Genomic DNA, 22,518 nt, shown 5'->3' with positions numbered 1-22,518 from the left:
CTAAAAGCTATTAACACCATAAACGGTGGTGTATTTAAAAGAAAGTTTAGCATCAGGATAAACAAATTTAAAAGCACTTTGAGCCATTAAAGCAGCTTCATGAAAGCCGCTTAAAATTAATTTCAGCTTCCCTTTGTAAGTATTTATATCTCCAATTGCATAAATTCCTTTAATATTTGTAGAATAGTCCTCGGTATTAACCTCTATTGCAGATTTATTAATGCTCAAATCCCAATCAGCTATTGGGCCTAATTTCGGACTTAAACCAAACAGTGGAATTAAATTATCTGCTAACAAAACATGTTCTTGCTTATTTTTATCTATCAAATAAACTTTTTCTAATAACTCAGAACCTTCAATCTTAACCAAATGAGAAGAAAGAATTAAATTTATTTTACCTGCTTCAGCTAAATTAAAAACTTTTTCGGCAGAGTCTGGCGCACCTCTAAACGTATCACCCCTATGCACTAAAGTTACCTCTTTTGCAATGTTGGCAAGGTATATTGTCCAATCTAACGCAGAATCTCCACCGCCGGCAAGTATTACTTTTTTACCTCTGTAAAATTCAGGATCCTTAACCATATAATTAACTCCCTTACCTTCAAAATTTAATAAATTTTCAATATCTGGTTTACGAGGTTCAAAACAACCTAAACCGCCTGCAATAACAACGGTCTTACAATTTATAATTGTTCCATCACTAGTTTTAACATTGAAAGTTTCATCATCGTTTTTAATTAATTGTTCAACACGCTCGCCTAATGAAAATCCGGGGTTAAATGGTTTAATCTGTTCCATTAAATTATCTATTAAAACTTGAGCTTTAATTTCAGGAAAACCAGGTATATCATAAATTGGCTTTTGAGGATAAATTTCTGACAACTGACCACCAACTTGAGGCAATACATCTACCAAGTGGCAACGCATCTTTAATAGTCCTGCTTCAAAAACTGCAAATAATCCTACTGGACCTGCACCAATAATACATAAATCTGTGACTATATTTTTAATCTCACTCATGACAATGATTGATAAATAGTATTTAAAATTCTTGTTAAATCTTTATAATCTTGTTCTGTTAAATTCTCCCATGCCTTTTTTCTAATCTCAGTAACTTTTGGCGCCCATTCTTTTTGTTTTTCCTTACCCAAATCAGTTAAATGAATAATAAAACTTCTTCTATCATCTTCTTTAGATTTTCTTTCTACCAAACCTTTCTTTACTAATAAATCTAATATCCTTGTTAAAGTTGGGTTATCTTTGCCTGTTAATAATGCTAATTGACTTTGATTTTGATCATTGTTCTCCACTAAGTTTTTTAGAATAACCCATTGATCTATGGTGATGTCAAAATTTTCTTCATTAAATCTTTGTTGTGCATACTGCTTTACCTTTTTTGACGTTTTGTCCAAAAGATGCGAATACATACTAAACTCTTCCATTACTGTAATAATAATTAGTACAACAAATATAAGTATAATAAATATTATAGCATAAAAAAACCTCCAACATATAAATGTTGGAGGTTTTTAAAATACTTTCTTTTAAAAATATTATTCAGCTGATTTTTCTTCTTTAGAATCCGCAGCCTCTTCGGTAGCAGGTGTTTCTTCAGCAACTGGAGCTTCTTCAACTACTTCAGCTTTTTCTGCAACGGGTGCATCATCTGCTTTTTTAGTTTTTGAACCTCTTCTACGAGTAGATTTTTTCTCTACTTTAGCTTCTGTATTGTATGTTTCGTTGAAATCAACTAACTCAATCATTGCCATTTCAGCGTTATCACCTAAACGATTACCCAATTTCACAATACGGGTATATCCACCTGGACGATTAGCTACTTTTTCTGCAACTTCTCTGAATAATGTAGTTACAACTTCCTTATTTTGTAAGTAAGCAAATACAGTACGACGAGAATGTGTAGTATCACTTTTTGATTTTGTAATCAAAGGTTCAACATAAATACGTAAGGCTTTAGCTTTGGCAACAGTTGTAGTTATACGCTTGTGCTCAATTAAAGATGAAGCCATGTTAGCCAACATTGATTTTCTGTGTGCTGTTTTACGACCTAAGTGATTGAATTTTTTTCCGTGTCTCATTTTCTATTTATTTGCGCATACCGTCAGCTCAAGCCTAAATTGGCGAACCGGGAATTATGCGGCATTTTCACATTAATAACTAAGTCCCCTTCAGGGGATTTAGGGACTATTCTTCGTCTAATTTAAATTTAGACAAGTTCATACCAAAAGATAAACCTTTTGATTTAACTAATTCTTGAATCTCTGTTAAAGATTTTTTACCGAAATTTCTGAATTTTAACATATCAGCAACATCGTAAGAAACCAATTCAGCTAAAGACCTGATATCAGCTGCTTTTAAGCAATTTAATGCTCTTACAGAAAGATCTAAATCAACTAATTCAGTCTTTAAAATTTTACGCATATGTAAAACTTCTTCATCAACTTCTTTAGTTTCTTCTTTAGCTTGTGATTCTAATACCAAGTTTTCATCAGAGAACAACATAAAGTGCTGTATTAATATTTTAGCAGCTTCTTTTAATGCTTCTTCTGGATGAATTGAACCATCAGTAGTAATGTCTAAAACCAATTTTTCGTAATCAGTTTTTTGTTCTACCCTAAAGTTTTCAATAGTATATTTAACATTTTTAATTGGCGTGTAGATAGAATCTATGGCAATTACACCAACTGGTGCATCAGCATTTTTATTTTCTTCTGCAGCAACATATCCTCTACCTTTATTAATAGTTAATTCTATTTCTAAAGTAACAGAATCTTCCATATTACAAATAACAAAATCAGGGTTTAAAACCTCAAAATTGTTAGAGAATTTAGTGATGTCACCAGCTTTAAAAGACTCTTGACCGTTTATAATCACAAATATCTTCTCGGTATCGCCAGAATCACCTGTTTTCTTAAAACGTACTTGTTTTAAGTTCAAGATAATGTCTACCACATCTTCTGCTACACCTTTAATGGTAGAGAATTCATGAGAAACACCTGAAAAACGAACTGAAGTAATTGCGTAACCTTCTAAAGAAGAAAGCAGAATTCTTCTAAGTGAATTACCTATTGTAACACCAAATCCAGGTTCCAACGGACGAAATTCAAACGTACCATCGAAATCTGTTGATTTCTGCATAATCACTTTATCGGGTCTCTGAAATGCTAAAATTGTCATTTATTTGCCTTATGTTAATCGTTAATTTTTAGATAAAATAAATAATTGCTGGCCATTTATTTCAAACAACCAGCAATTATAAATTATCATTATTTAGAGTACAATTCGACGATTAAGTTTTCCTTGATATTCTCAGGAATACTATCACGTTCAGGATATTGTAAAAATTTACCAGATAGTTCTTTTGCGTCCCACTCTAACCAATTGTATTTATTAATCATACGGCCAGCAACACAATTTGTAATGGTTTCTAAAGTTTTAGATTTCTCTCTAACCTGTACAACATCTCCAGCTCTTAAAGTATAAGAAGGAATGTTAACTACTGAACCATTAACGGTAATGTGTCTGTGAGATACCAATTGACGAGCCCCAGATCTTGTTGGTGCAATACCTAAACGGTAAACTGCATTGTCTAATCTTGCTTCTAACAATTGTAATAAGTTTGTTCCCGTGATACCTTCTTTAGCAGAAGCTTTTTTGAACAAGTTTGAGAATTGTTTCTCTAATACACCATAAGTGTATTTTACTTTTTGCTTCTCTTGTAACTGAGTTGCATACTCCGACTGCTTTCCTCTTCTTTTAGAAGCGCCATGCTGTCCGGGAGGGTAATTTTTTCTATCTAATGCCTTATCAGGACCGAAAATTGGTTCTCTGAATTTACGGGCTATCTTTGATTTTGGACCTGTATATCTTGCCATTTTTTTTGTTTTAAAGTATCATCCCAACAGTATTGGAAGAATCTTATCTTTAAAAATAATTAATTAAACTCTTCTTCTTTTTGGTGGACGACATCCGTTGTGCGGAAGTGGAGTAATATCCTTAATAGTTGTTACTTCCAATCCTGAATTTTGTAAAGTACGGATTGCTGATTCACGACCAGAACCTGGACCTTTAACAAAAACCTCAACTTTACGTAAACCCAAATCATGAGCAACTTTACCGCAATCTATTGCAGCCTGTGAAGCAGCATACGGTGTGTTCTTTTTAGAACCTTTAAATCCTTGCTTACCAGCTGAAGACCAAGAGATTGTTTGACCTTGGTTGTTGGTAAGAGTGATAATGATGTTATTAAATGTAGCGTTGATGTGTGCTTGACCTACGGCCTCCACTACAACAATACGCTTTTTAGTAACTTTTTTTGACTTAGCCATTTTTTACTATCAATTATTATTTAGTAGCCTTTTTCTTGTTCGCAACAGTTTTTCTCTTTCCTTTACGGGTACGAGAATTGTTTTTGGTTCTCTGTCCACGTAGTGGTAAACCCTTCCTGTGACGTAGTCCTCTGTAACATCCAATATCCATTAAACGTTTAATGTTTAACTGAACCTCAGAGCGAAGTTGTCCTTCTACTTTGATAGATTCATTGATAATGTTACGGATCGCTGTTAATTCTTCATCGGTCCATTCTTGAACTTTTTTATCTACGCTGATGTTAGCTTGCTCCAATATAGATTGTGCAGTGCTTCTTCCAATTCCGAAGATATAAGTAAGGCCGATCTCTCCTCTTTTGTTTTTTGGTAAATCAATACCTGCTATCCTTGCCATTTTTTTCTGTTGATAGTTTAATAATTAACCTTGACGCTGTTTGTACTTAGGGTTCTTTTTGTTGATAACATAAAGTTTACCTTTTCTGCGAATAATTTTGCAATCAGCGCTGCGTTTTTTAATGGATGCTCTAACTTTCATTTTATTTATACCTATAAGTTATTCTACCTTTTGTAAGATCATAAGGAGACATCTCCAATTTAACACGGTCTCCAGGTAAAATTTTAATGTAATGCATTCTCATTTTACCCGAAATGTGTGCGATAATCTCATGACCATTCTCCAGTTCAACACGAAACATTGCATTAGACAACGCTTCTTTTATTATTCCGTCTTGCTCTATAGAGGATTGTTTAGCCATATTTCTTTGATTTTTACTTAATTAGCACCGCCCAAAGCGGGACGCAAAATTAAGTAAAAAAATTTAAATTCCTATTTTTTATTTAAAACTTCTTCAATGTATTCAAAAGTTGACAAAATATCGGCTTTACCCTTCTTAATTGCCACTGTGTGTTCAAAATGTGCTGATGGCTTTTTGTCAATTGTAGATACCGTCCAACCATCTTCCCAAAACTTTACTCCAGCTTTTCCAGCATTAATCATAGGCTCAATGGCAATCACCATTCCTTCCTCTAACTTAATACCTGATCCTCTTTTACCGTAATTTGGAACTTCTGGTTTCTCATGTAATCTTTTACCAACACCATGTCCAACCAATTCTTTAACAACACCGTAACCATGCTTTTCTGCATGTTGTTGACACGCAAAACCTATGTCGCCAATTCTATTACCTACTACTGCTTTTTCTATTGCTAATGTTAAGCATTCTTTAGTAACTTCTAATAATCTCTTGCTTTCCTCTGCTACCTCACCAATGGTAAATGTATAAGCAGAATCACCAAAATATTTATCTTTAATTACACCACAATCTACAGAAACAATATCTCCACTTCTTAATTCATAATTACCAGGAAAGCCATGTACTACTTGGTCATTTAAAGAAATGCACAAAGTATAGGGAAACCCGTTATAATTTAAAAAAGCTGGTGTTGCATTATTATCTCTAATAAATTCTTCAGCAATCTTATTTATGTGCTTGGTTGCAACTCCTTCTCCAATAACTTTAGCTATTTCTGCATGAGTTTTAGAAACTAATAATGAACTTATTCTTATCAGTTCAATTTCCTCGTCAGATTTAAAAATTATTTTAGACATTTTCAACTAGATCACCGCTTCGGAACCGACACCCGCTACAGGAGTACGTCCTTTAATTCTACCAGTTTTCATTAATCCATCGTAATGACGCATTAATAAATGACTCTCTACTTGTTGTAAAGTATCTAAAACAACGGCTACTAAAATTAACAATGAAGTGCCACCAAAAAAGTGTGCAAACTGAGAGTTAACTCCTGCAATGATTGCAAAAGAAGGTAAGATTGCTATTATTGCTAAAAATACAGAACCTGGGAATGTTATTTTTGAAATTATCCCGTCTATAAAATCGGCTGTTGTTTTACCTGGTTTTATACCGGGAACAAAACCACCATTCTTTTTCATATCATCAGCCATTTGATTAGGATTAATCGTTATAGCTGTATAGAAAAAAGTAAACAGAATAATTAAAATAGCAAACGTTAAATTATACTGCCATGAAGTGTAATCGCTAAAAGAAGCTAGAGTTGCTGATTGTGCATTTGGGAAAAACTGACCAATTGTTGAAGGTATAAACATAATTGCTTGCGCAAAAATAATAGGCATAACCCCTGCAGCATTAAGCTTTAAAGGAATATACTGTCTAACTCCGCCGTACTGTTTGTTACCAACTATTTTCTTAGCATACTGCACTGGCACTTTACGTGTTCCTTGTATTACTAAAACGGTAAATACAACTACAGCAAATAATGCTACAAACTCAATAAAGAAAGCAATTAAACCACCTTGTCCGTTCTGACGACTGATAAACTCTGCACCAATACCGTAAGGCAATTGAGCAATAATACCAACCATTATTAATATAGATATACCATTTCCAATACCTTTGTCGGTGATTTTTTCTCCCATCCACATTACAAACATGGTTCCGGCAGTTAAAATTATCATTGAAGATATTGTAAATAAAGGCTCTGATATTAATCTAGCATCTGGAGCAATTTGTGATTTAACATATCCAATTGCTTGTAAAGCTGTAATACCAATAGTTAGGTAACGAGTAATTTGGGTGATTTTCTTCCTTCCACTCTCTCCTTCCTTCTGCATCTTTTGAAAGTAAGGAACTGCAATACCTAAAAGCTGAACAACAATAGACGCAGAGATATATGGCATTACTCCTAAGGCAAAAATTGATGCTCTAGAGAATGAACCTCCTGCAAACATATTTAATAACCCTAACAAGCCTTCTTTGGCGTCTTGGTTATCTAAAGAACTTGGATCTACACCAGGTAATACGATAAATGAACCAATTCTATATACTAAAAGAATTAAGAGCGTGTATAAAATACGCACTCTTAATTCCTCAATTTTCCAAATATTGGATAATGTTGTGAACAGCTTCTTCATTAACTAAAATTATATTTTTTCTACAGTACCACCTAAAGCTTCAATAGCTTTTTGAGCTGCAGCTGTAAATGCATGTGCTTTAACTTCTAATTTAACTTTGATTTCGCCTCTTCCCATGATTTTTACTAAATCATTTTTAGAGATTAAACCATGTTCTTTCATAATATCGAAAGTAACAACTTTTAAATCAAATTTTTCAGCTATTTTTTGTAAAATATCAAGATTGATACCTACATATTCTACTCTGTTTGGATTTTTAAATCCAACTTTAGGCACACGACGTTGCAAAGGCATTTGACCACCTTCGAAACCTACTTTTGACTTGTAACCAGAACGAGATCCAGCACCTTTATGTCCACGTGTTGATGTTCCTCCACGTCCAGAACCGGTACCTCTACCAATTCTTTTTCTGTTTTTTGTTGAACCTTCTGCAGGTTTTAAATTACTTAAATTCATGGTAATTATACTTTTTCTATGGCTACCAAATGATTTACTTTCTTCACCATTCCAATAATTGCCGGATTAGCTTCTACTTCTACGCTGCTGCTGATTTTAGTTAAACCTAAAGCCTGCATCGTTCTTTTTTGGCGTTCACTTCTATCAATAACGCTCTTAATCTGGGTGATTTTTATCTTAGCCATCTTCTTAACCGTTAAAAACTTTATTTAATGAAACACCTCTTTGATGAGCTACTGTATGCGCATCTCTTAATTGAGATAATGCAGAGATAGTAGCTTTAACCACGTTGTGTGGGTTAGAAGAACCTTTAGACTTTGCTAATACGTTATGTACACCAGCAGATTCTAACACAGCTCTCATCGCACCACCAGCAATTACACCAGTACCATTTGCAGCAGGTTTTAAGAAAACAAAACCTCCAGAAAATTTACCAATTTGCTCATGTGGTATAGTGTTATTAATAATTGGCACTTTCACCAAATTCTTTTTCGCATCATCAATTCCCTTAGCAATTGCTTCGGTAACCTCTTTTGCTTTACCTAAACCGTAACCTACTACTCCATTCTCATCACCCACCACTACGATAGCTGAAAAACTGAAAGTACGACCACCTTTAGTAACCTTAGCAACACGTTGGATGCTAACCAAACGATCTTTTAATTCAATCTCGTTTGCTTTTACTCTTTTTATATTTATAGTTGACATCTGTACTTCTAAAATTAAAAGATTAAACCACCCTCACGAGCACCTTCAGCCAAAGACTTAATTCGGCCATGGTACAAGTAACCATTTCTATCAAAAACTACTTCTGTTATCCCAGCTGCAATTGCTTTCTCAGCAACTTTTTTTCCTACTTCCTTAGACTGGTCTATTTTTGGACCTTTTGAACTGAAATCTTTCTCTGAAGATGAAGCAGCAACTAATGTTTTGCCAGCAATATCATCAATGATTTGAGCATATATTCCTTTGTTACTTCTGAAAACAGATAAACGTGGACGCTCTGTAGAACCAGAAATTCTTTTTCTGATACCTTTTTTTATTCTATCCCTGCGGGACAATTTAATTCTTCCTGCCATGACAATTATTTTTTAGATGCTGACTTACCTGCTTTTCTTCTCAATTGCTCTCCAACAAACTTAATACCTTTACCTTTGTATGGCTCTGGGGCTCTTAATGAACGAATCTTTGCAGCAACTTGACCTAACAACTGCTTATCAATAGATTCTAAAATAATTGTTGGATTTTTTCCCTTTTCTGCTGTTGTAGCAACTGTAATTTCTGGAGGAAGAGCAAAAACAATATGGTGAGAATAACCTAACACTAAATCTAAGGTATTACCTTGATTTGTTGCTCTGTAACCTACACCTACTAATTCTTGCTGTAATTTATATCCTTCTGTTACACCAACAACCATGTTGTTAATTAAAGCTCTGTACAAACCATGTAATGCTTTGTGACGCTTTTGCTCAGATGGACGTGTAACCAAAATATTTCCGTCTTCTTGAGATACAGTAATATCTGCATCTACTTGTTGACTTAATTCTCCTTTTGGTCCTTTAACTGTTACTAAATTATCTTTAGAAACGTTTAATGTTACTCCACTTGGGATTGTAATTGGGGCTTTACCTACTCTTGACATATCTCTCTCCTCCTAATTAGTAAACGTAACATAAAACCTCACCACCTACATTCAGCTGTTTAGCTTCTTTATCGGTCATTACACCTTTAGAAGTTGACATGATGGCGATTCCTAAACCATTTAATACTCTGGGCATATTGCCCATACCTGCATATTTCCTCAAACCTGGTTTACTCGCTCTCGCAATACTGCGGATAGCTGGAATTTTAGTGATTGGATGATATTTTAAAGCTACTTTAATAGTACCTTGAACATCATTGTCTTCAAACTTGTAATTCGTAATGAAACCTTTGTCAAAAAGTACTTTTGTAATTTCCTTTTTGAGGTTTGATGCAGGAATTTCAACAACCCTGTGGTTGGCCTTGATGGCATTCCTTACTCTTGTAAGATAATCTGCTATTGGATCTGTATACATTTTATTGTTATATAAATAAAAAGAATTTTTCGGACCGCAAAGGTACAAAAAATTCTTATTAATTCACTATTGATAATTACCAGCTGGCTTTTCTGATGCCTGGAATTTTTCCTGCTAGAGCCATTTCACGGAAAGTAACACGTGAAATACCAAACTGACGCATATAACCTCTTGGACGACCAGTTAATTTACATCTGTTGTGTAAACGTACTGGAGAAGAGTTTTTTGGTAGTTTATCTAAACCTTCGAAATCGCCAGCAGCTTTTAATGCTTCTCTTTTCTCAGCGTATTTCTCTACCATTTTTTGACGCTTTAGTTCGCGAGCTTTTATTCCTTCTTTAGCCATTGTTAACTATATTATGATTTTTAAATGGTAATCCGAATTGTTTCAACAATTCTAATGCTTCTAAATCTGTACTTGCACTAGTTACAAAAGTAATATCCATACCTTGTATCTTATTGATTTTATCAATGTTGATCTCAGGGAAGATAATTTGTTCTGATACTCCTAATGTGTAGTTACCGTTTCCGTCAAAACCTTTATCATTAATTCCTTTGAAATCACGGATACGTGGTAAAGCTACAGAAATTAAACGATCTAAAAATTCAAACATTTGATTATCGCGTAAAGTAACACGTACACCAACTGGCATACCTTTACGTAATTTAAAGTTTGAAATATCTTTTTTAGATTTAGCTGAAACTGCTTGTTGACCAGTAATTGTAGTTAATTCTAAAATTGCAGATTCTACAACTTTCTTATCAGTTACACCTGCTCCAACACCTTGGTTGATAGCAATTTTTTGTAACTTAGGTACTTGCATAACACTTTTGTATTGGAATTTATCCTTTAAAGCGCTAACAATTTCCTCTTTGTATTTATTTTTTAATCTTGGTGCGTAAGCCATTACTTAATTTCCTCCCCAGATTTTTTAGCTATTCTAATTACTTTCCCATCTTCATTTCTCTTTCTAGTAATTCTTGTTGCATTTCCTGATTTAGGATCTACTAACATGATATTAGAAATATGAATTGGGGCTTCCATTTTGTTGATACCACCGTTAGGATTAGCAGCATTTGGTTTAGTATGTTTAGAAACCATATTGGCTCCTTCTACTAAAATACGGCTTGTTTTAGTAATTACTTCTAAAACTTTACCTTGCTGTCCTTTTGAATCGCCTGCTATCACTTTTACTAAATCACCTTTACGGATGTTTAGTTTTACGTTTTTCTTTTCCATATTACAAAACCTCCGGTGCTAATGATACAATTTTCATGAATTGTTTTTCACGCAACTCTCTTGCAACAGGACCGAAAATACGGGTTCCTCTTGGCTCATCTTGTGCGTTTAACAAAACAGCTGCATTATCGTCAAAACGGATATAAGAACCGTCTTTTCTTCTAATTTCTTTTTTAGTTCTTACAACTACGGCTTTAGATACTGTTCCTTTTTTAATGTTTCCAGATGGAATAGCACTTTTTACAGTTACTACCACTTTGTCTCCTATAGAAGCATATCTTTTACCGGTACCGCCCAATACTCTAATAACTAAAACTGATTTAGCTCCTGAGTTGTCGGCTACGTTTAATCGTGATTCCTGTTGTACCATCTTATTTAGCTCTTTCTACAATTTCAACTAATCTCCAGTTCTTGTTCTTACTCAGCGGACGTGTCTCCATGATCAGGACGGTATCACCGATACCGCAATCATTCTTCTCGTCATGAGCCATAAATTTGGTAGTCGTTTTTACGAACTTACCATAAATTGGGTGTTTCACTTTACGCTCAACTGCAACTACAATAGACTTGTCCATTTTGTTGCTCATCACCAACCCAGTTCTTGTTTTTCTTAATTTTCTTTCCATTTCGACTTTAAAAATTATGAATTACTTTCAGAAACTGCCTTAGCCTTGCGCTGAGTTAATTCGGTATTGAAACGAGCGAGGTCTTTTCTCGCCTTATTAATTCTTGTAGGATTTTCTATAGCAGAAACTGCATGAGCAAACTTTAATTTAGTTAAAGTTGCTTTCTCCTCTTGAATCCTGGTAACGATTTCTTCGTTTGACAGGTCTTTGATTTCTGAGTATTTCATTTTATTGTTAGTTAATAGTTAAAGTTGTCTTTGTTAGGTAACGGCCAACAAAAAAAACTAAAAACCGATTTTTATGCTTCTACGTAATCTCTACGTACTACAAATTTTGTTTGAACTGGTAATTTTTGAGCTGCTAAACGCATTGCTTCTTTAGCTACTTCATATGGTACTCCTTCAGCTTCGAAAAGGATTCTTCCTGGTCTTACAACGGCAACCCAATATTCTGGAGCTCCCTTACCCTTACCCATACGAACCTCTGCAGGTTTTTTGGTTACTGGTTTGTCAGGAAATATACGAATCCACACTTGACCCTCACGTTTCATAAAACGTGTTACGGCAATACGAGCAGCTTCTATCTGACGGCTGGTGATCCAGCATTCTTCTAATGATTTAATTCCGAATGAACCGAAAGATAACTCAGCACCACGAGAGGCTAAACCTTTCATTCTGCCCTTTTGCATCTTTCTGAACTTCGTTCTTTTTGGCTGTAACATTACTTTGTCTTTTTTCGTTAAAACGATTTTTCTTAATAATTATCTCTTTCCTCTTCCAGCACCGGCACCTGCACCAGCTCCACCACCACGGTTATTACCACCGCCACGGTTTCCTGGTTTTCTGTCTGCACCACCACGGTTATCGCGTGAGCCGAAACCACCACCTTCTGGTTTACCACCTTTACCAGTGTTTGCACCTATGTTAGGAGAAAGATCTCTCTTACCATAAACTTCGCCTTTACAAATCCAAACCTTAATACCTATTTTACCATAAGTAGTTAAAGCTTCACCTAAAGCATAGTCTATATCAGCTCTCAAAGTATGTAATGGAGTTCTTCCATCTTTATATTGTTCGCTACGAGCCATCTCTGCTCCACCTAATCTACCAGAACACATGATTTTAATTCCTTCTGCTCCCATTCTCATGGTTGCAGCAATAGAAGTTTTCATTGCTCTTCTGAAAGAAATTCTAGCCTCTAATTGTTTTGCAACACCGTCTGCAACTAATTGTGCATCAAGCTCTGGGCGTTTAATTTCAAAAATGTTGATTTGAACATCTTTCTTAGTTAATTTCTTTAACTCTTCTTTGATTTTATCAACTTCTGAACCACCTTTACCGATTACAATACCTGGACGAGCTGTGTGTATAGTTACAGTGATACGTTTTAAAGTTCTTTCGATAACAACTTTAGAAACACCACCTTTTGCTATACGAGCAGATAAGTATTTACGAATTTTTTCGTCCTCAACTAATTTGTCAGCATATTTATTACCACCGTACCAGTTAGAATCCCAACCACGTACGATACCTAATCTAAGACCTATTGGATTTGCTTTTTGTCCCATTTCTTATTAATTAGTTTGAGGTTCAACGTTCTTACTATCTACTACCAAAGTTACATGGTTAGAACGCTTACGTATTCTATATCCACGACCCTGAGGAGCTGGTCTTAAACGCTTTAATTGACGTCCGCCATCAACCATAATTGTTTTCACAAACAGTTGAGCTTCTTCTGGGCGTTGACCCTCATTTTTAGATTCCCAATTTTTGATAGCTGATAATAATAGTTTCTCAACTCTTATTGCTGCTTCTTTATTGGTATATTTTAATATGTAAAGTGCCTTTTCAACACGTTCACCTCTGATCAAGTCTACTACCAGTCTCATTTTACGAGGTGAAGTTGGGCAATTATTTAATTTTGCTACTGCTTCCATTGCTTATTATTTTCTTTTTTCAGCGTGACCTCTAAATGTTCTGGTTGGAGCAAACTCTCCCAATTTGTGACCAACCATGTTCTCAGTTACATAAACGGGAATAAATTTATTTCCGTTGTGTACTGCGAATGTGTGACCTACGAAATCCGGAGATATCATTGATCTTCTTGACCATGTTTTAATTACGGTCTTTTTACCTGCGTCATTCATTGTAGAAACTTTTCTCTCTACATTATGATCTATATAAGGTCCTTTTTTAATCGAACGAGCCATTATTTCTTCCTCCTATCTATGATGAAACGATTTGAGTATTTCTTTTTGTCACGGGTTTTAAATCCTTTAGATAATAAACCTTTTCTTGAGCGTGGGTGACCACCTGATGATCTTCCTTCACCACCACCCATTGGGTGATCGACAGGGTTCATGGCAACACCTCTTACTCTTGGACGACGGCCTAACCAGCGTTTTCTACCAGCTTTACCTAAAACCTCGTTAGCATGTTCTGAGTTAGATACTGTACCAATGGTAGCAGTACATGTAACCAAAATCATACGAGTTTCACCAGAAGGCATTTTAACAGTTGCATATCTACCGTCTCTTGCCGCTAATTGAGCATAAGAACCAGCGCTTCTTGCAATCTGACCACCTTTACCAGGAGTTAACTCTATGTTATGCACAAGAGAACCTAATGGAATGTTAGCCAACTTAATGTTGTTACCTAGATCAGGCGCTACAGCATCTCCAGCAATTACAGTAGTACCTACTTGTAATCCTTCAGGAGCAATGATGTATCTTTTTTCACCATCTACGTAATGTAACAGCGCAATACGGGCAGTACGATTTGGATCGTATTCTATTGTTGCTACTGTTGCAGGGATATCTTTTTTATCGCGTTTAAAATCTATTAATCGGTACAATTGCTTGTGTCCCCCACCGATATAACGCATAGTCATTTTACCAGAATTATTACGACCACCAGATTTGCTTTGTTTTACAACAAGCGTCTTTTCAGGAGTACGAGTAGTGATTTCTGTGAAATCATTACCAACTCTGAAACGAGTTCCAGGGGTAACTGGTTTAAATTTTCTTAAGCCCATAATTTAATTAAATATTGCTATAAAAGTCAATAATTTCACCTTCTTTTAAAGTAATAACTGCTTTTTTAATTTTAGCAGCTCTACCTGATACCATGCCAGCCTTAGTTGAACGGGTTTTTAATTTACCAACTACAACCATTGTATTTACTGACTCTACATTTACACCATACATGGCTTCAATGGCAGATGTAATCTGCAACTTGTTAGCTCTGTGATCACACTGAAAAGTATAACGGTTCAATTTTTCAGTTAGTGAATTAGCTTTTTCTGTTAATACAGGTCTTTTTAAAATGTCCATATTACTTGGCTAATGCCTCCTCCAATTTTTTTACCGAACCGGTAGTGAATACTAATTTTCCTGCGTTCAATACATCGTATGTATTTAACTGATCAGCAGTGATAACTTTAGTTTTTTGTAAGTTTCTACTTGCTAAGTAAACATTATCATTTGCAGCTGAAAGAACAATTAATGTTTTTTCTTCTGATAAATTTAATGCACTTATTAAGCTTACAAAATTCTTAGTTTTTGGGGTATCGAAGTTAAAATCTTCTAATACAACAACGCTATTATCTTTTGCTTTATAAGCTAAAGCTGATTTACGAGCTAATTCTTTAAGTTTTTTATTCAACTTAAAGCTATAATCACGAGGTTGAGGACCAAATACTCTACCACCACCATTAAATAATGGAGATTTAATACTACCAGCTCTTGCGCCACCTGTTCCTTTTTGTTTGTACAACTTACGAGTTGAACCTGCAATTTCATTACGTTGTTTAGACTTGTGAGTCCCTTGACGTTGATTTGCTAAATACTGCTTTACATCTAAGTAAATTGCGTGATCATTAGGCTCAATACCGAAGATAGCCTCAGAAAGCTGCACCTTGGCACCTGTTTCTTTACCTGAGACGTTTAATACTTTAACTTCCATCTTACTTCTCGATTAATACGTACGAACCTTTAGCTCCTGGAATTGATCCGCTTACTACTAATAAATTTTGCTCTGCAAATACTTTAACGATTTGAAGATTCTGGATTTTCACTCTATCACCACCAGTTCTTCCAGCCATTCTCATTCCCTTAAATACTCTTGAAGGGTATGATGACGCACCTAACGAACCTGGAGCTCTTAAACGGTTATGCTGACCGTGAGTTTGCATACCCACACCGCTAAATCCGTGGCGTTTCACAACACCTTGAAATCCTTTACCTTTAGAAGTACCCACTACATCAACGTAGTCTCCTTCTAAAAAAAGATTGACATCAACAACCTCACCTAAAGTTTTCTCTTCTGTAAAGTACTTAAACTCAACAAGCTTACGCTTTGGAGTTGTGTTAGCCTTTGCAAAATGACCTTTTAGGGGAGCAGAAGTGTTCTTCTCTTTTTTCTCATCGTAAGCTAACTGCACCGCAGCATAGCCATCAACTTCGATGGTTCTCACTTGTGTTACAACACAAGGGCCAGCTTCTATAACAGTACATGGTATGTTTCTACCGTCTGCGTCGAATATGCTGGTCATTCCTACTTTTTTTCCAATTATTCCTGACATTTCTTTATTTTAATTAACACCCATCGAAGCAGTAGGGCTTCGTTCAAGGTGGGACATAGTATCCGCCTATTGGCGGACGGCAAAGATATGAAAGTCTTATTAATAATCAAATAGTTATGAAGAAAATTTTTAATAATTTATTAACACCAAATAGCAATGCTAAAATTGATTATAAATCGCACTCTTATTAGCTCTAAAAAGGAATAGAACCGTAAAGAGAATTTTTTCATTAGCCAACGTTTAAAATTTTCAATAATGGTTTATGAAAATTAAAGCGTAAAATAGTTGAGTATGCTTGGAAATAAACCTAATAATAGCGTTAATACAGCTAACAAAATGATATAAATCCTTAAATTTTTTCTTCCATAAATAATCGGGATATTTAGGTCAGATTTTTTAAGGAATAAGTTTAATGGTATTTTTAAATAATAGAATAAAGAGATTACAGTGGTAAAAGCTGCAACAATTAATAAAACTGTTATATAAGGCTGTGATAAACCAACTGATAATAGGATTGAGAAAACCACGAACTTAGCAATAAAACCAGCTGTTGGTGGCAAACCAATTAACGAGACTAATAATAAAACTAAAGCTACTGCTAGAGTAGGGATGTTTTTTCCTAAACCTTTTAATTCAGCTATTTTTGTAAAGCCGTAGCTATTTTCTATACTCGCCAAAGACATAAATGTGCCAATATTAGCAATGCTGTAAATGGCTAGGTAGCACAATAATGATTTTAAAATAATAGCTTGTGGTAATACAAAAAGCATTAGTATAAAACCTGTATGACCAATTGCAGAATAAGCCATCATTCTTTTAGCATCATTCTGAAAAACAGCAATTACATTTCCTAAAATCATAGAAGTTGCGGCAACGGCTAAAATGAATTGATTGAAAACATCTCCGTTTTGAAAACTTGGGATGAGGTAATATAAAAAACCGAATACTGCTATTTTTGGTGCTGTGGCTAAAAAAGAAACCACGGATGTTGGTGCAGCTTCGTAAGCATCGGGTGTCCAGAAGTGAAATGGCACTGCAGAAAGTTTAAAACTGATGCCTGCTAAAACCATAATTACTGCTAAATAAGCTGGAATATTTGCTGTTTGACTTAAACCCTCCAACATCACTTCGTTATAAAGATTTATTGTACCTGTAAAGCCATAAATTAAACTAATTCCGTAAAGCATAATGGCTGATGAAACAGTACCAAACAAAACGTATTTCATGCTTGCCTCTGCTTCTTTTTTCTGATAAGCATTGTATGCCACCATTAAGTAAGAAACCAAAGAAATCATTTCTACCGAAAGATACAGCATTAATAAATTTGCAGAGGATATCAACAAAAACAATCCAAGTGTACCAGCTAAGAAAATAGATATAAAATCGTTTATTCCCTTTGGGTGATTTTGTAACCGATCATCTTGGTAAAAGAATAATAGCGAAAATAAAGACGCGGCAACAACAAGTATTTTAAATTGAAGCGCTGACTTTGAGAAAACAAACATCCCGTTAAAGAGAAATTTGTTTGATTCAAAAGCATAAAGTTCATTTAACAAAACAGCTCCACTTATGATTAAGGTTAAAGCAGCCAAACCAGCTATGATATTCTTTGAGTTTTTGGAAAATAAATCTGTAACAATAACTAAAAGAAATCCGATAACAATTATCCACTCACTTTTTAAGTAAGGCAATGATTGCAGAATATCACTGGTTGTTTGGCTAATGCTTGGAATATTTTGCATTATTTAAACATCATCAAAAATTGGTTCACAGAACTACTCATCACATCAAAAGCAAGAGAAGGCATCACTCCTAATATTAAAGTCATACCAGCTAAGGGTACTAATGCTAAAACCTCTCTTGCATTAATATCTGTTAATTGCGCTTTCCATTCTTCCTTTTTCAACCTCAAAGTACCAAAGAACATTCTTTGTAAAGTCCATAACAAATATCCTGCGCCAAGCAAAATACCCACAGCACCAACAATTGCCATCCAACGTGGTAAAAACCCGTTTAAACTTTCTGAAGAAAAAGCACCAATTAACGTAAATACTTCTGCAATAAATGCCGAGAATCCGGGTAAACCTAAAGAAGCGAAAAAAGCAATCATCACAAAGCTAGTGAAAACGGGCATCTGATTAGCTAAACCTCTAAAATTGTAAATATCTCTGTCATGCACTCTATTATATATTACACCAACTATAAAGAATAGCATCACAGAAAGAAAGCCATGAGAAATCATCTGCATCATAGCTCCGTTTAATCCTTCGGATGTTAAAGATGCAACACCCAATAAAACAAAACCCATGTGCGATACTGAAGAGTAAGCGATCAACCTTTTCAAATCGGTTTGAGCCAAGGCATTCATTGCGCCGTAAATAATAGATATGACACCTAATAAACCAACCCAAAAAGACATGGAAACTGCTACATCAGGAAAAATACCGTAAGCAATACGTATGATTCCGTAACCACCAACTTTCAATAAAATTCCTGCAAGGATAATGGATATAGGTGTTGGTGCTTCTACGTGGGCATCGGGCAACCACGTGTGAAACGGAAAAACCGGGACTTTAATAGCGAAAGCGATGAATACAACTATAAATGCCACTGCCCTTGCCGAAAAGCCAAAAATTTGAATATTTGCTAATGCAGAGAATATAGAACCTGCTGAATAATTTGCTGGGTTCATGGCGTAAACCATATTAAAAGTATGGTTACCTGTAGTTGGGTCTGTTACTGAAAGGTATAAACCAGCAATCACCAACAACATAAAAATTGACCCAAACAAAGTATAAAGAAAAAACTTAATGGCTGCGTATTCTCTTCTCACTCCACCCCACATTCCTATCAAGAAATATAATGGCAAAAGCATCAGCTCATAAAAAATGTAAAATAAGAATAAATCTAAAGCGCAAAAAACACCTTTAATAGCTGTATTTAACAATAGAAATAGCGCAAAATATCCCTTCAAATTTGTTTTTATTTCCCATGATGATAGTGAAGCAATCAACATGACTAATGCCGAAAGCCAGACCAAACCGATAGAAAATCCATCGACACCTAATAAATAATCAATTTGCAATGTACCCAATGTGCCTAAATCTAATCTGATCCAATCTAATTTTTCGAGCCATTGATATTGTGATAGCTCATTAACTCCGGCATAAGCTGCTGTTGTTTTAAATTGAAAATAGAGCCAGGTTGCTAGTCCCAACTGCACTAAGGAAACACCCAGATTGATGTATTTGAATGTGCCACTCATTTTTTTCGGTAGTATTAAAATAATAACACCAAAAACTAAAGGCAAAAATATAAGGACTGATAATAAACCCATCAGATAATAATTTTATAAACCATAAAACTTAAAAACATCAGCAACATCCAAATAAAATAATGTTGCAATTTACCACTATGCATGGCTCTTAACCAAATTCCAATTCTGCTTACTAAATCCGCAGTTCCGTTTACTAATCCATCAACTATGTTTCTATCAACCCAATCCGTAATTTTTGAAAGAACTAAAACAATATTGGTCATTAAATGAAGTGCGCCGTCAATAATATTTTTATCAAACCAAAACAAAGCTTTTGCTTTATACAATACAATTTGCATCAACAAATCATCGTACAAAGTATTAAAATACCATTGATTGTAGGAGAATTTATAATACCAGGTATTTTGATGAGTAAAAACTATTTTTTGTTTGACATAAATAAAATATGCTGCAATAATTAGTATAACACTCAATACATTAATATATATAGGAATCAAAACATTAATTAGGCCATGAGAATGATGTGCAGTTGTATTGAAAGCATTGTATAGCCAAGAGCTTTCTAAACTAAAAGGGTTTAATGCAAAAAAGAAAGCGAAACAGAAGATTGCCAATATTAGAACTGGAATTTTCATCCAATTATTAGGATCGTAGATTTTTAAATCTTCTGCTTTGATAGCTAAAATTTTTAATAAATTAATTTCCCCAAAGAATGTTTTAAACACCACTCTAAAAATATAAAAAACGGTTAACCATGATGTAATTGAAATAACAACTGGAAATAACAAATAAATTCCACCACGGTGAGATGCCCAGTCGAAAACGCTCAGCAATATGGCATCTTTAGATAAATAACCCGATGTAAAGGGTAAACCTGATAATGCAATTGCTGCTGCTAAAAAAACGATTGCCGTGAGTGGCATTAATTTAAACAAGCCTCCCATGCTACTCATATCCTGCTCGTCAAAATTGGCTTGGTATTTTTCTTTTATATGATGTAGCTGATGAATAACCATGCCGGCAGCTAAAAACAATAAACATTTAAAAAAAGCATGAGTAACTAAATGGAAAATTGCTGCAGAATTGGCTTGCACACCAACTGCCAAAACCATAAAACCCAATTGTGATATGGTAGAAAAAGCTAAAACTTTTTTAATATCGGTTTGAGTAATGGCAATGGTTGCCGCCATAAATGCGGTAAATAAGCCTATGGATGCCATAGAAACCAACACCAAATCGTTAAACAATGGTGCTACTCTCAATAATAAAAATACTCCCGCAGCTACCATGGTTGCTGCATGTATTAATGATGAAACCGCTGTTGGCCCTTGCATAGCATCGGGCAACCAAGTATGTAATGGAAACTGGGCCGATTTGGCTACAGCACCTGCTAAAAAGCAAAAGCCTGCAATACTTAACCAGTAAGAAGGCATGGTGCCAAAAGGGCTTACCCATAAATCGCCTTTAACAAAAGACGACTGTATCAATCCGTTTGAACCAAAAAGTGTATTAATATCTAAAGTATGAAATTGAGAAAGCAAAATCATAAGCCCAATTAAAAAGCCTACATCTCCTATCCTATTCATTATAAAAGCCTTTTTATTAGCTTGCACCGCTTTTTCTTTTGTAAACCAAAAGCCTATGAGTAAATAGGAAGCAAAGCCCACCAACTCCCAAAAAGCATAAAGTAGAAAGAGTGAATCGGCAATAACAACACTGAGCATTGCAAAACAGAACAGACTTAAATAAGCAAAGTAGCGGAATTTCAAAGCTTCTTTACGGATGTATTCTACAGAATAAATATGTACCAATAATGCGATAAATGAAACCAACACCAACATAATAAGGCTTAAATCATTTAAAAGAATACCTAAATTGATGTTATAATTCCCGAGTTCTATCCAACTGAAAGTAAATTGAAGCAATGGCTTTTGCCATAAACTCAGAAACAGAATAATGGAAGAAATTAAAGAAACGCTAATGCTTAAAATACCCAAAAAAGCAGCCCATCTTTTAAAAATTAAAGAAAAAATAAACGCCAATAAAGGTGCTGTAATGGCTATTAAAGCAAAACACAAAAGCTGATAATTTGTAAAAAGCCCTTCCATTATCCTTTTAAAGTGTTAGATTGATTTGGGTCAATGGTTTGTGACCTTTTATACAAATTCATGATGATAACCAAAGCCACTGCAACAGCGGCCGCAGCTAAAACAATAATGAAAAGTGCGAAAATTTCTCCGGTGTTATCAATTCTATCGTATTTGCCAAATGCAACCATATTTAAAATGGAGGCATTTATCATTAACTCTACTCCCATTAAAATTTGAATGGCATTTTTACGAGTGATTACTGCAAATAAACCTAACGAAAACAAGGTTGCCCCAATAAATAAGAAATGTGCTAAAGGTATCATTCTGTTTTAGGCTCCTTTCTGGCAATATGTGCAGCACCAATTAATGCCATCATTAACAAAATAGAAATCATTTCTAAAGGCAACAAATACCTGCTCATTAAATTAACTCCTATATTTCTTATTCCGTTATCACTAACTGTTTTTACAGTTTTTTGAAGCTGAGCTTCTTTAATCCAAGCTATATTTTCAAAATCTATTTGAAGAAAAGCGTAAATTAGAATTCCGAAAAACAACAATACAATTAAACTTCCTGATAACCTATGTGCCGACAATAATCCCGAAGGTATTTTAGCCATAGCGTCTAGAGAGTCTTTACTAGAAAGTAAAAATGCAAACAGCAGCAATACTAAAACTCCGCCAACATAAATTACTATTTGTGTAAGGGCAACAAAATCTGCCAAAGCAAAAACGTATAAACCTGCTACCGCAAAAAGGGTGACAAAAAACATAAAAACAGAGCGTACCAATTGCTGGCTAAGCACCACATAAGCGGCGCTGCCAATGGCAATGAATGTTAATATATAAAATATGATTTGTTCTATCAATTCTCTATTGTTTATTTAAATATTTAG

The 22,518-nt window shown here is 34.7% G+C and carries 36 protein-coding genes; all 36 read right to left on the bottom strand.

Features of this window, described 5'->3' with window-relative positions:
- Positions 1 to 1,020 carry an NAD(P)/FAD-dependent oxidoreductase gene (locus ACFSSE_RS03995; protein WP_379041284.1) on the bottom strand — a complete coding sequence of 340 codons (1,020 nt, stop codon included), beginning with the start codon at positions 1,018 to 1,020 and terminating at the stop codon, positions 1 to 3.
- Positions 1,017 to 1,442, bottom strand: a complete 426-nt coding sequence (locus ACFSSE_RS03990; protein WP_379041283.1) for a MarR family winged helix-turn-helix transcriptional regulator — start codon at positions 1,440 to 1,442, stop codon at positions 1,017 to 1,019. The genes ACFSSE_RS03995 and ACFSSE_RS03990 overlap by 4 nt, the downstream gene beginning before the upstream one ends.
- Before the next feature lie 111 nt (positions 1,443 to 1,553).
- The gene (rplQ, locus tag ACFSSE_RS03985; protein ID WP_379041282.1) at positions 1,554 to 2,096 is read right to left on the bottom strand and encodes a 50S ribosomal protein L17; all 543 of its coding nucleotides are present in this window, start codon (positions 2,094 to 2,096) and stop codon (positions 1,554 to 1,556) included.
- Positions 2,097 to 2,202: 106 nt separating this feature from the next.
- Positions 2,203 to 3,195, bottom strand: a complete 993-nt coding sequence (locus ACFSSE_RS03980; protein WP_379041281.1) for a DNA-directed RNA polymerase subunit alpha — start codon at positions 3,193 to 3,195, stop codon at positions 2,203 to 2,205.
- Positions 3,196 to 3,284: 89 nt separating this feature from the next.
- Positions 3,285 to 3,893, bottom strand: a complete 609-nt coding sequence (rpsD, locus tag ACFSSE_RS03975) for a 30S ribosomal protein S4 (RefSeq protein WP_379041280.1) — start codon at positions 3,891 to 3,893, stop codon at positions 3,285 to 3,287.
- A 63-nt stretch (positions 3,894 to 3,956) separates the two neighbouring features.
- A complete protein-coding gene (gene rpsK, locus ACFSSE_RS03970) occupies positions 3,957 to 4,346 on the bottom strand; it encodes a 30S ribosomal protein S11 (RefSeq protein ID WP_379041279.1) in 390 nt (129 codons plus the stop codon).
- Positions 4,347 to 4,362: 16 nt separating this feature from the next.
- Positions 4,363 to 4,740: a 30S ribosomal protein S13 gene (gene rpsM, locus ACFSSE_RS03965; protein ID WP_379041278.1), complete on the bottom strand. Its 378-nt coding sequence runs from the start codon at positions 4,738 to 4,740 to the stop codon at positions 4,363 to 4,365.
- Between the two features lie 24 nt (positions 4,741 to 4,764).
- The gene (gene rpmJ, locus ACFSSE_RS03960; protein WP_008506259.1) at positions 4,765 to 4,881 is read right to left on the bottom strand and encodes a 50S ribosomal protein L36; all 117 of its coding nucleotides are present in this window, start codon (positions 4,879 to 4,881) and stop codon (positions 4,765 to 4,767) included.
- Position 4,882: 1 nt separating this feature from the next.
- Positions 4,883 to 5,101: a translation initiation factor IF-1 gene (gene infA / locus ACFSSE_RS03955; RefSeq protein ID WP_017257530.1), complete on the bottom strand. Its 219-nt coding sequence runs from the start codon at positions 5,099 to 5,101 to the stop codon at positions 4,883 to 4,885.
- A 71-nt stretch (positions 5,102 to 5,172) separates the two neighbouring features.
- Positions 5,173 to 5,955: a type I methionyl aminopeptidase gene (gene map / locus ACFSSE_RS03950; protein WP_379041277.1), complete on the bottom strand. Its 783-nt coding sequence runs from the start codon at positions 5,953 to 5,955 to the stop codon at positions 5,173 to 5,175.
- 6 nt (positions 5,956 to 5,961) lie between these two features.
- A complete protein-coding gene (gene secY, locus ACFSSE_RS03945) occupies positions 5,962 to 7,296 on the bottom strand; it encodes a preprotein translocase subunit SecY (protein ID WP_379041276.1) in 1,335 nt (444 codons plus the stop codon).
- A gap of 9 nt (positions 7,297 to 7,305) precedes the next feature.
- Positions 7,306 to 7,752, bottom strand: a complete 447-nt coding sequence (gene rplO / locus ACFSSE_RS03940) for a 50S ribosomal protein L15 (protein ID WP_379041275.1) — start codon at positions 7,750 to 7,752, stop codon at positions 7,306 to 7,308.
- Between the two features lie 5 nt (positions 7,753 to 7,757).
- Positions 7,758 to 7,937, bottom strand: coding sequence for a 50S ribosomal protein L30 (gene rpmD / locus ACFSSE_RS03935; protein ID WP_379041274.1), 180 nt, complete (start codon positions 7,935 to 7,937; stop codon positions 7,758 to 7,760).
- 4 nt (positions 7,938 to 7,941) lie between these two features.
- On the bottom strand, positions 7,942 to 8,460 hold the full coding sequence (gene rpsE / locus ACFSSE_RS03930; protein WP_379041273.1) for a 30S ribosomal protein S5: 519 nt from the start codon (positions 8,458 to 8,460) through the stop codon (positions 7,942 to 7,944).
- Positions 8,461 to 8,474: 14 nt separating this feature from the next.
- Complete coding sequence (gene rplR, locus ACFSSE_RS03925; RefSeq protein ID WP_379041272.1) at positions 8,475 to 8,831, bottom strand: 50S ribosomal protein L18; 357 nt, start codon at positions 8,829 to 8,831, stop codon at positions 8,475 to 8,477.
- A 5-nt stretch (positions 8,832 to 8,836) separates the two neighbouring features.
- The gene (gene rplF / locus ACFSSE_RS03920; RefSeq protein WP_379041271.1) at positions 8,837 to 9,394 is read right to left on the bottom strand and encodes a 50S ribosomal protein L6; all 558 of its coding nucleotides are present in this window, start codon (positions 9,392 to 9,394) and stop codon (positions 8,837 to 8,839) included.
- A gap of 16 nt (positions 9,395 to 9,410) precedes the next feature.
- The gene (gene rpsH / locus ACFSSE_RS03915; RefSeq protein ID WP_379041270.1) at positions 9,411 to 9,809 is read right to left on the bottom strand and encodes a 30S ribosomal protein S8; all 399 of its coding nucleotides are present in this window, start codon (positions 9,807 to 9,809) and stop codon (positions 9,411 to 9,413) included.
- Positions 9,810 to 9,885: 76 nt separating this feature from the next.
- On the bottom strand, positions 9,886 to 10,155 hold the full coding sequence (gene rpsN, locus ACFSSE_RS03910; protein ID WP_379041269.1) for a 30S ribosomal protein S14: 270 nt from the start codon (positions 10,153 to 10,155) through the stop codon (positions 9,886 to 9,888).
- Entirely contained in the window at positions 10,148 to 10,717 is a 570-nt protein-coding gene (rplE, locus tag ACFSSE_RS03905) for a 50S ribosomal protein L5 (protein WP_379041268.1), read from the bottom strand. The genes rpsN and rplE overlap by 8 nt, the downstream gene beginning before the upstream one ends.
- The gene (gene rplX, locus ACFSSE_RS03900) at positions 10,717 to 11,049 is read right to left on the bottom strand and encodes a 50S ribosomal protein L24 (protein ID WP_379041267.1); all 333 of its coding nucleotides are present in this window, start codon (positions 11,047 to 11,049) and stop codon (positions 10,717 to 10,719) included. The genes rplE and rplX overlap by 1 nt, the downstream gene beginning before the upstream one ends.
- Before the next feature lies 1 nt (position 11,050).
- Positions 11,051 to 11,419, bottom strand: coding sequence for a 50S ribosomal protein L14 (rplN, locus tag ACFSSE_RS03895; protein ID WP_379041266.1), 369 nt, complete (start codon positions 11,417 to 11,419; stop codon positions 11,051 to 11,053).
- A gap of 1 nt (position 11,420) precedes the next feature.
- Entirely contained in the window at positions 11,421 to 11,675 is a 255-nt protein-coding gene (gene rpsQ / locus ACFSSE_RS03890; RefSeq protein ID WP_379041265.1) for a 30S ribosomal protein S17, read from the bottom strand.
- A gap of 14 nt (positions 11,676 to 11,689) precedes the next feature.
- On the bottom strand, positions 11,690 to 11,902 hold the full coding sequence (rpmC, locus tag ACFSSE_RS03885; RefSeq protein WP_379041264.1) for a 50S ribosomal protein L29: 213 nt from the start codon (positions 11,900 to 11,902) through the stop codon (positions 11,690 to 11,692).
- 71 nt (positions 11,903 to 11,973) lie between these two features.
- Positions 11,974 to 12,396: a 50S ribosomal protein L16 gene (gene rplP, locus ACFSSE_RS03880; protein WP_379041263.1), complete on the bottom strand. Its 423-nt coding sequence runs from the start codon at positions 12,394 to 12,396 to the stop codon at positions 11,974 to 11,976.
- Between the two features lie 39 nt (positions 12,397 to 12,435).
- Positions 12,436 to 13,242, bottom strand: coding sequence for a 30S ribosomal protein S3 (gene rpsC / locus ACFSSE_RS03875; protein ID WP_379041262.1), 807 nt, complete (start codon positions 13,240 to 13,242; stop codon positions 12,436 to 12,438).
- Between the two features lie 6 nt (positions 13,243 to 13,248).
- Positions 13,249 to 13,611 carry a 50S ribosomal protein L22 gene (gene rplV / locus ACFSSE_RS03870; RefSeq protein WP_379041261.1) on the bottom strand — a complete coding sequence of 121 codons (363 nt, stop codon included), beginning with the start codon at positions 13,609 to 13,611 and terminating at the stop codon, positions 13,249 to 13,251.
- Positions 13,612 to 13,617: 6 nt separating this feature from the next.
- Positions 13,618 to 13,884: a 30S ribosomal protein S19 gene (gene rpsS / locus ACFSSE_RS03865; protein ID WP_379041260.1), complete on the bottom strand. Its 267-nt coding sequence runs from the start codon at positions 13,882 to 13,884 to the stop codon at positions 13,618 to 13,620.
- Entirely contained in the window at positions 13,884 to 14,708 is an 825-nt protein-coding gene (rplB, locus tag ACFSSE_RS03860; RefSeq protein ID WP_379041259.1) for a 50S ribosomal protein L2, read from the bottom strand. The genes rpsS and rplB overlap by 1 nt, the downstream gene beginning before the upstream one ends.
- A 7-nt stretch (positions 14,709 to 14,715) precedes the next feature.
- Positions 14,716 to 15,006 (bottom strand): 50S ribosomal protein L23, encoded by a 291-nt coding sequence (gene rplW / locus ACFSSE_RS03855; protein WP_379041258.1) that lies wholly within the window; start codon positions 15,004 to 15,006, stop codon positions 14,716 to 14,718.
- A gap of 1 nt (position 15,007) precedes the next feature.
- Positions 15,008 to 15,637, bottom strand: a complete 630-nt coding sequence (rplD, locus tag ACFSSE_RS03850; RefSeq protein ID WP_379041257.1) for a 50S ribosomal protein L4 — start codon at positions 15,635 to 15,637, stop codon at positions 15,008 to 15,010.
- Position 15,638: 1 nt separating this feature from the next.
- Complete coding sequence (rplC, locus tag ACFSSE_RS03845; protein ID WP_379041256.1) at positions 15,639 to 16,256, bottom strand: 50S ribosomal protein L3; 618 nt, start codon at positions 16,254 to 16,256, stop codon at positions 15,639 to 15,641.
- Positions 16,257 to 16,525: 269 nt separating this feature from the next.
- On the bottom strand, positions 16,526 to 17,998 hold the full coding sequence (locus ACFSSE_RS03840) for an NADH-quinone oxidoreductase subunit N (RefSeq protein ID WP_379041255.1): 1,473 nt from the start codon (positions 17,996 to 17,998) through the stop codon (positions 16,526 to 16,528).
- Positions 17,998 to 19,593, bottom strand: coding sequence for a complex I subunit 4 family protein (locus ACFSSE_RS03835; RefSeq protein WP_379041254.1), 1,596 nt, complete (start codon positions 19,591 to 19,593; stop codon positions 17,998 to 18,000). Before ACFSSE_RS03835 ends, ACFSSE_RS03840 begins: the two co-directional genes overlap by 1 nt.
- Complete coding sequence (locus tag ACFSSE_RS03830; RefSeq protein ID WP_379041253.1) at positions 19,593 to 21,641, bottom strand: NADH-quinone oxidoreductase subunit 5 family protein; 2,049 nt, start codon at positions 21,639 to 21,641, stop codon at positions 19,593 to 19,595. The genes ACFSSE_RS03835 and ACFSSE_RS03830 overlap by 1 nt, the downstream gene beginning before the upstream one ends.
- Complete coding sequence (nuoK, locus tag ACFSSE_RS03825) at positions 21,641 to 21,946, bottom strand: NADH-quinone oxidoreductase subunit NuoK (protein ID WP_379041252.1); 306 nt, start codon at positions 21,944 to 21,946, stop codon at positions 21,641 to 21,643. Before nuoK ends, ACFSSE_RS03830 begins: the two co-directional genes overlap by 1 nt.
- Positions 21,943 to 22,491, bottom strand: coding sequence for an NADH-quinone oxidoreductase subunit J family protein (locus ACFSSE_RS03820; protein WP_379041251.1), 549 nt, complete (start codon positions 22,489 to 22,491; stop codon positions 21,943 to 21,945). The genes nuoK and ACFSSE_RS03820 overlap by 4 nt, the downstream gene beginning before the upstream one ends.
- Positions 22,492 to 22,518: the final 27 nt, after the last annotated feature.

The sequence above is a fragment of the Pedobacter alpinus genome (assembly GCF_042684645.1).
GTDB lineage: Bacteria > Bacteroidota > Bacteroidia > Sphingobacteriales > Sphingobacteriaceae > Pseudopedobacter > Pseudopedobacter alpinus.
The sequence above is the reverse complement of the archived record's forward strand: the minus strand, read 5'-3'. Positions and strand labels throughout refer to the sequence as shown.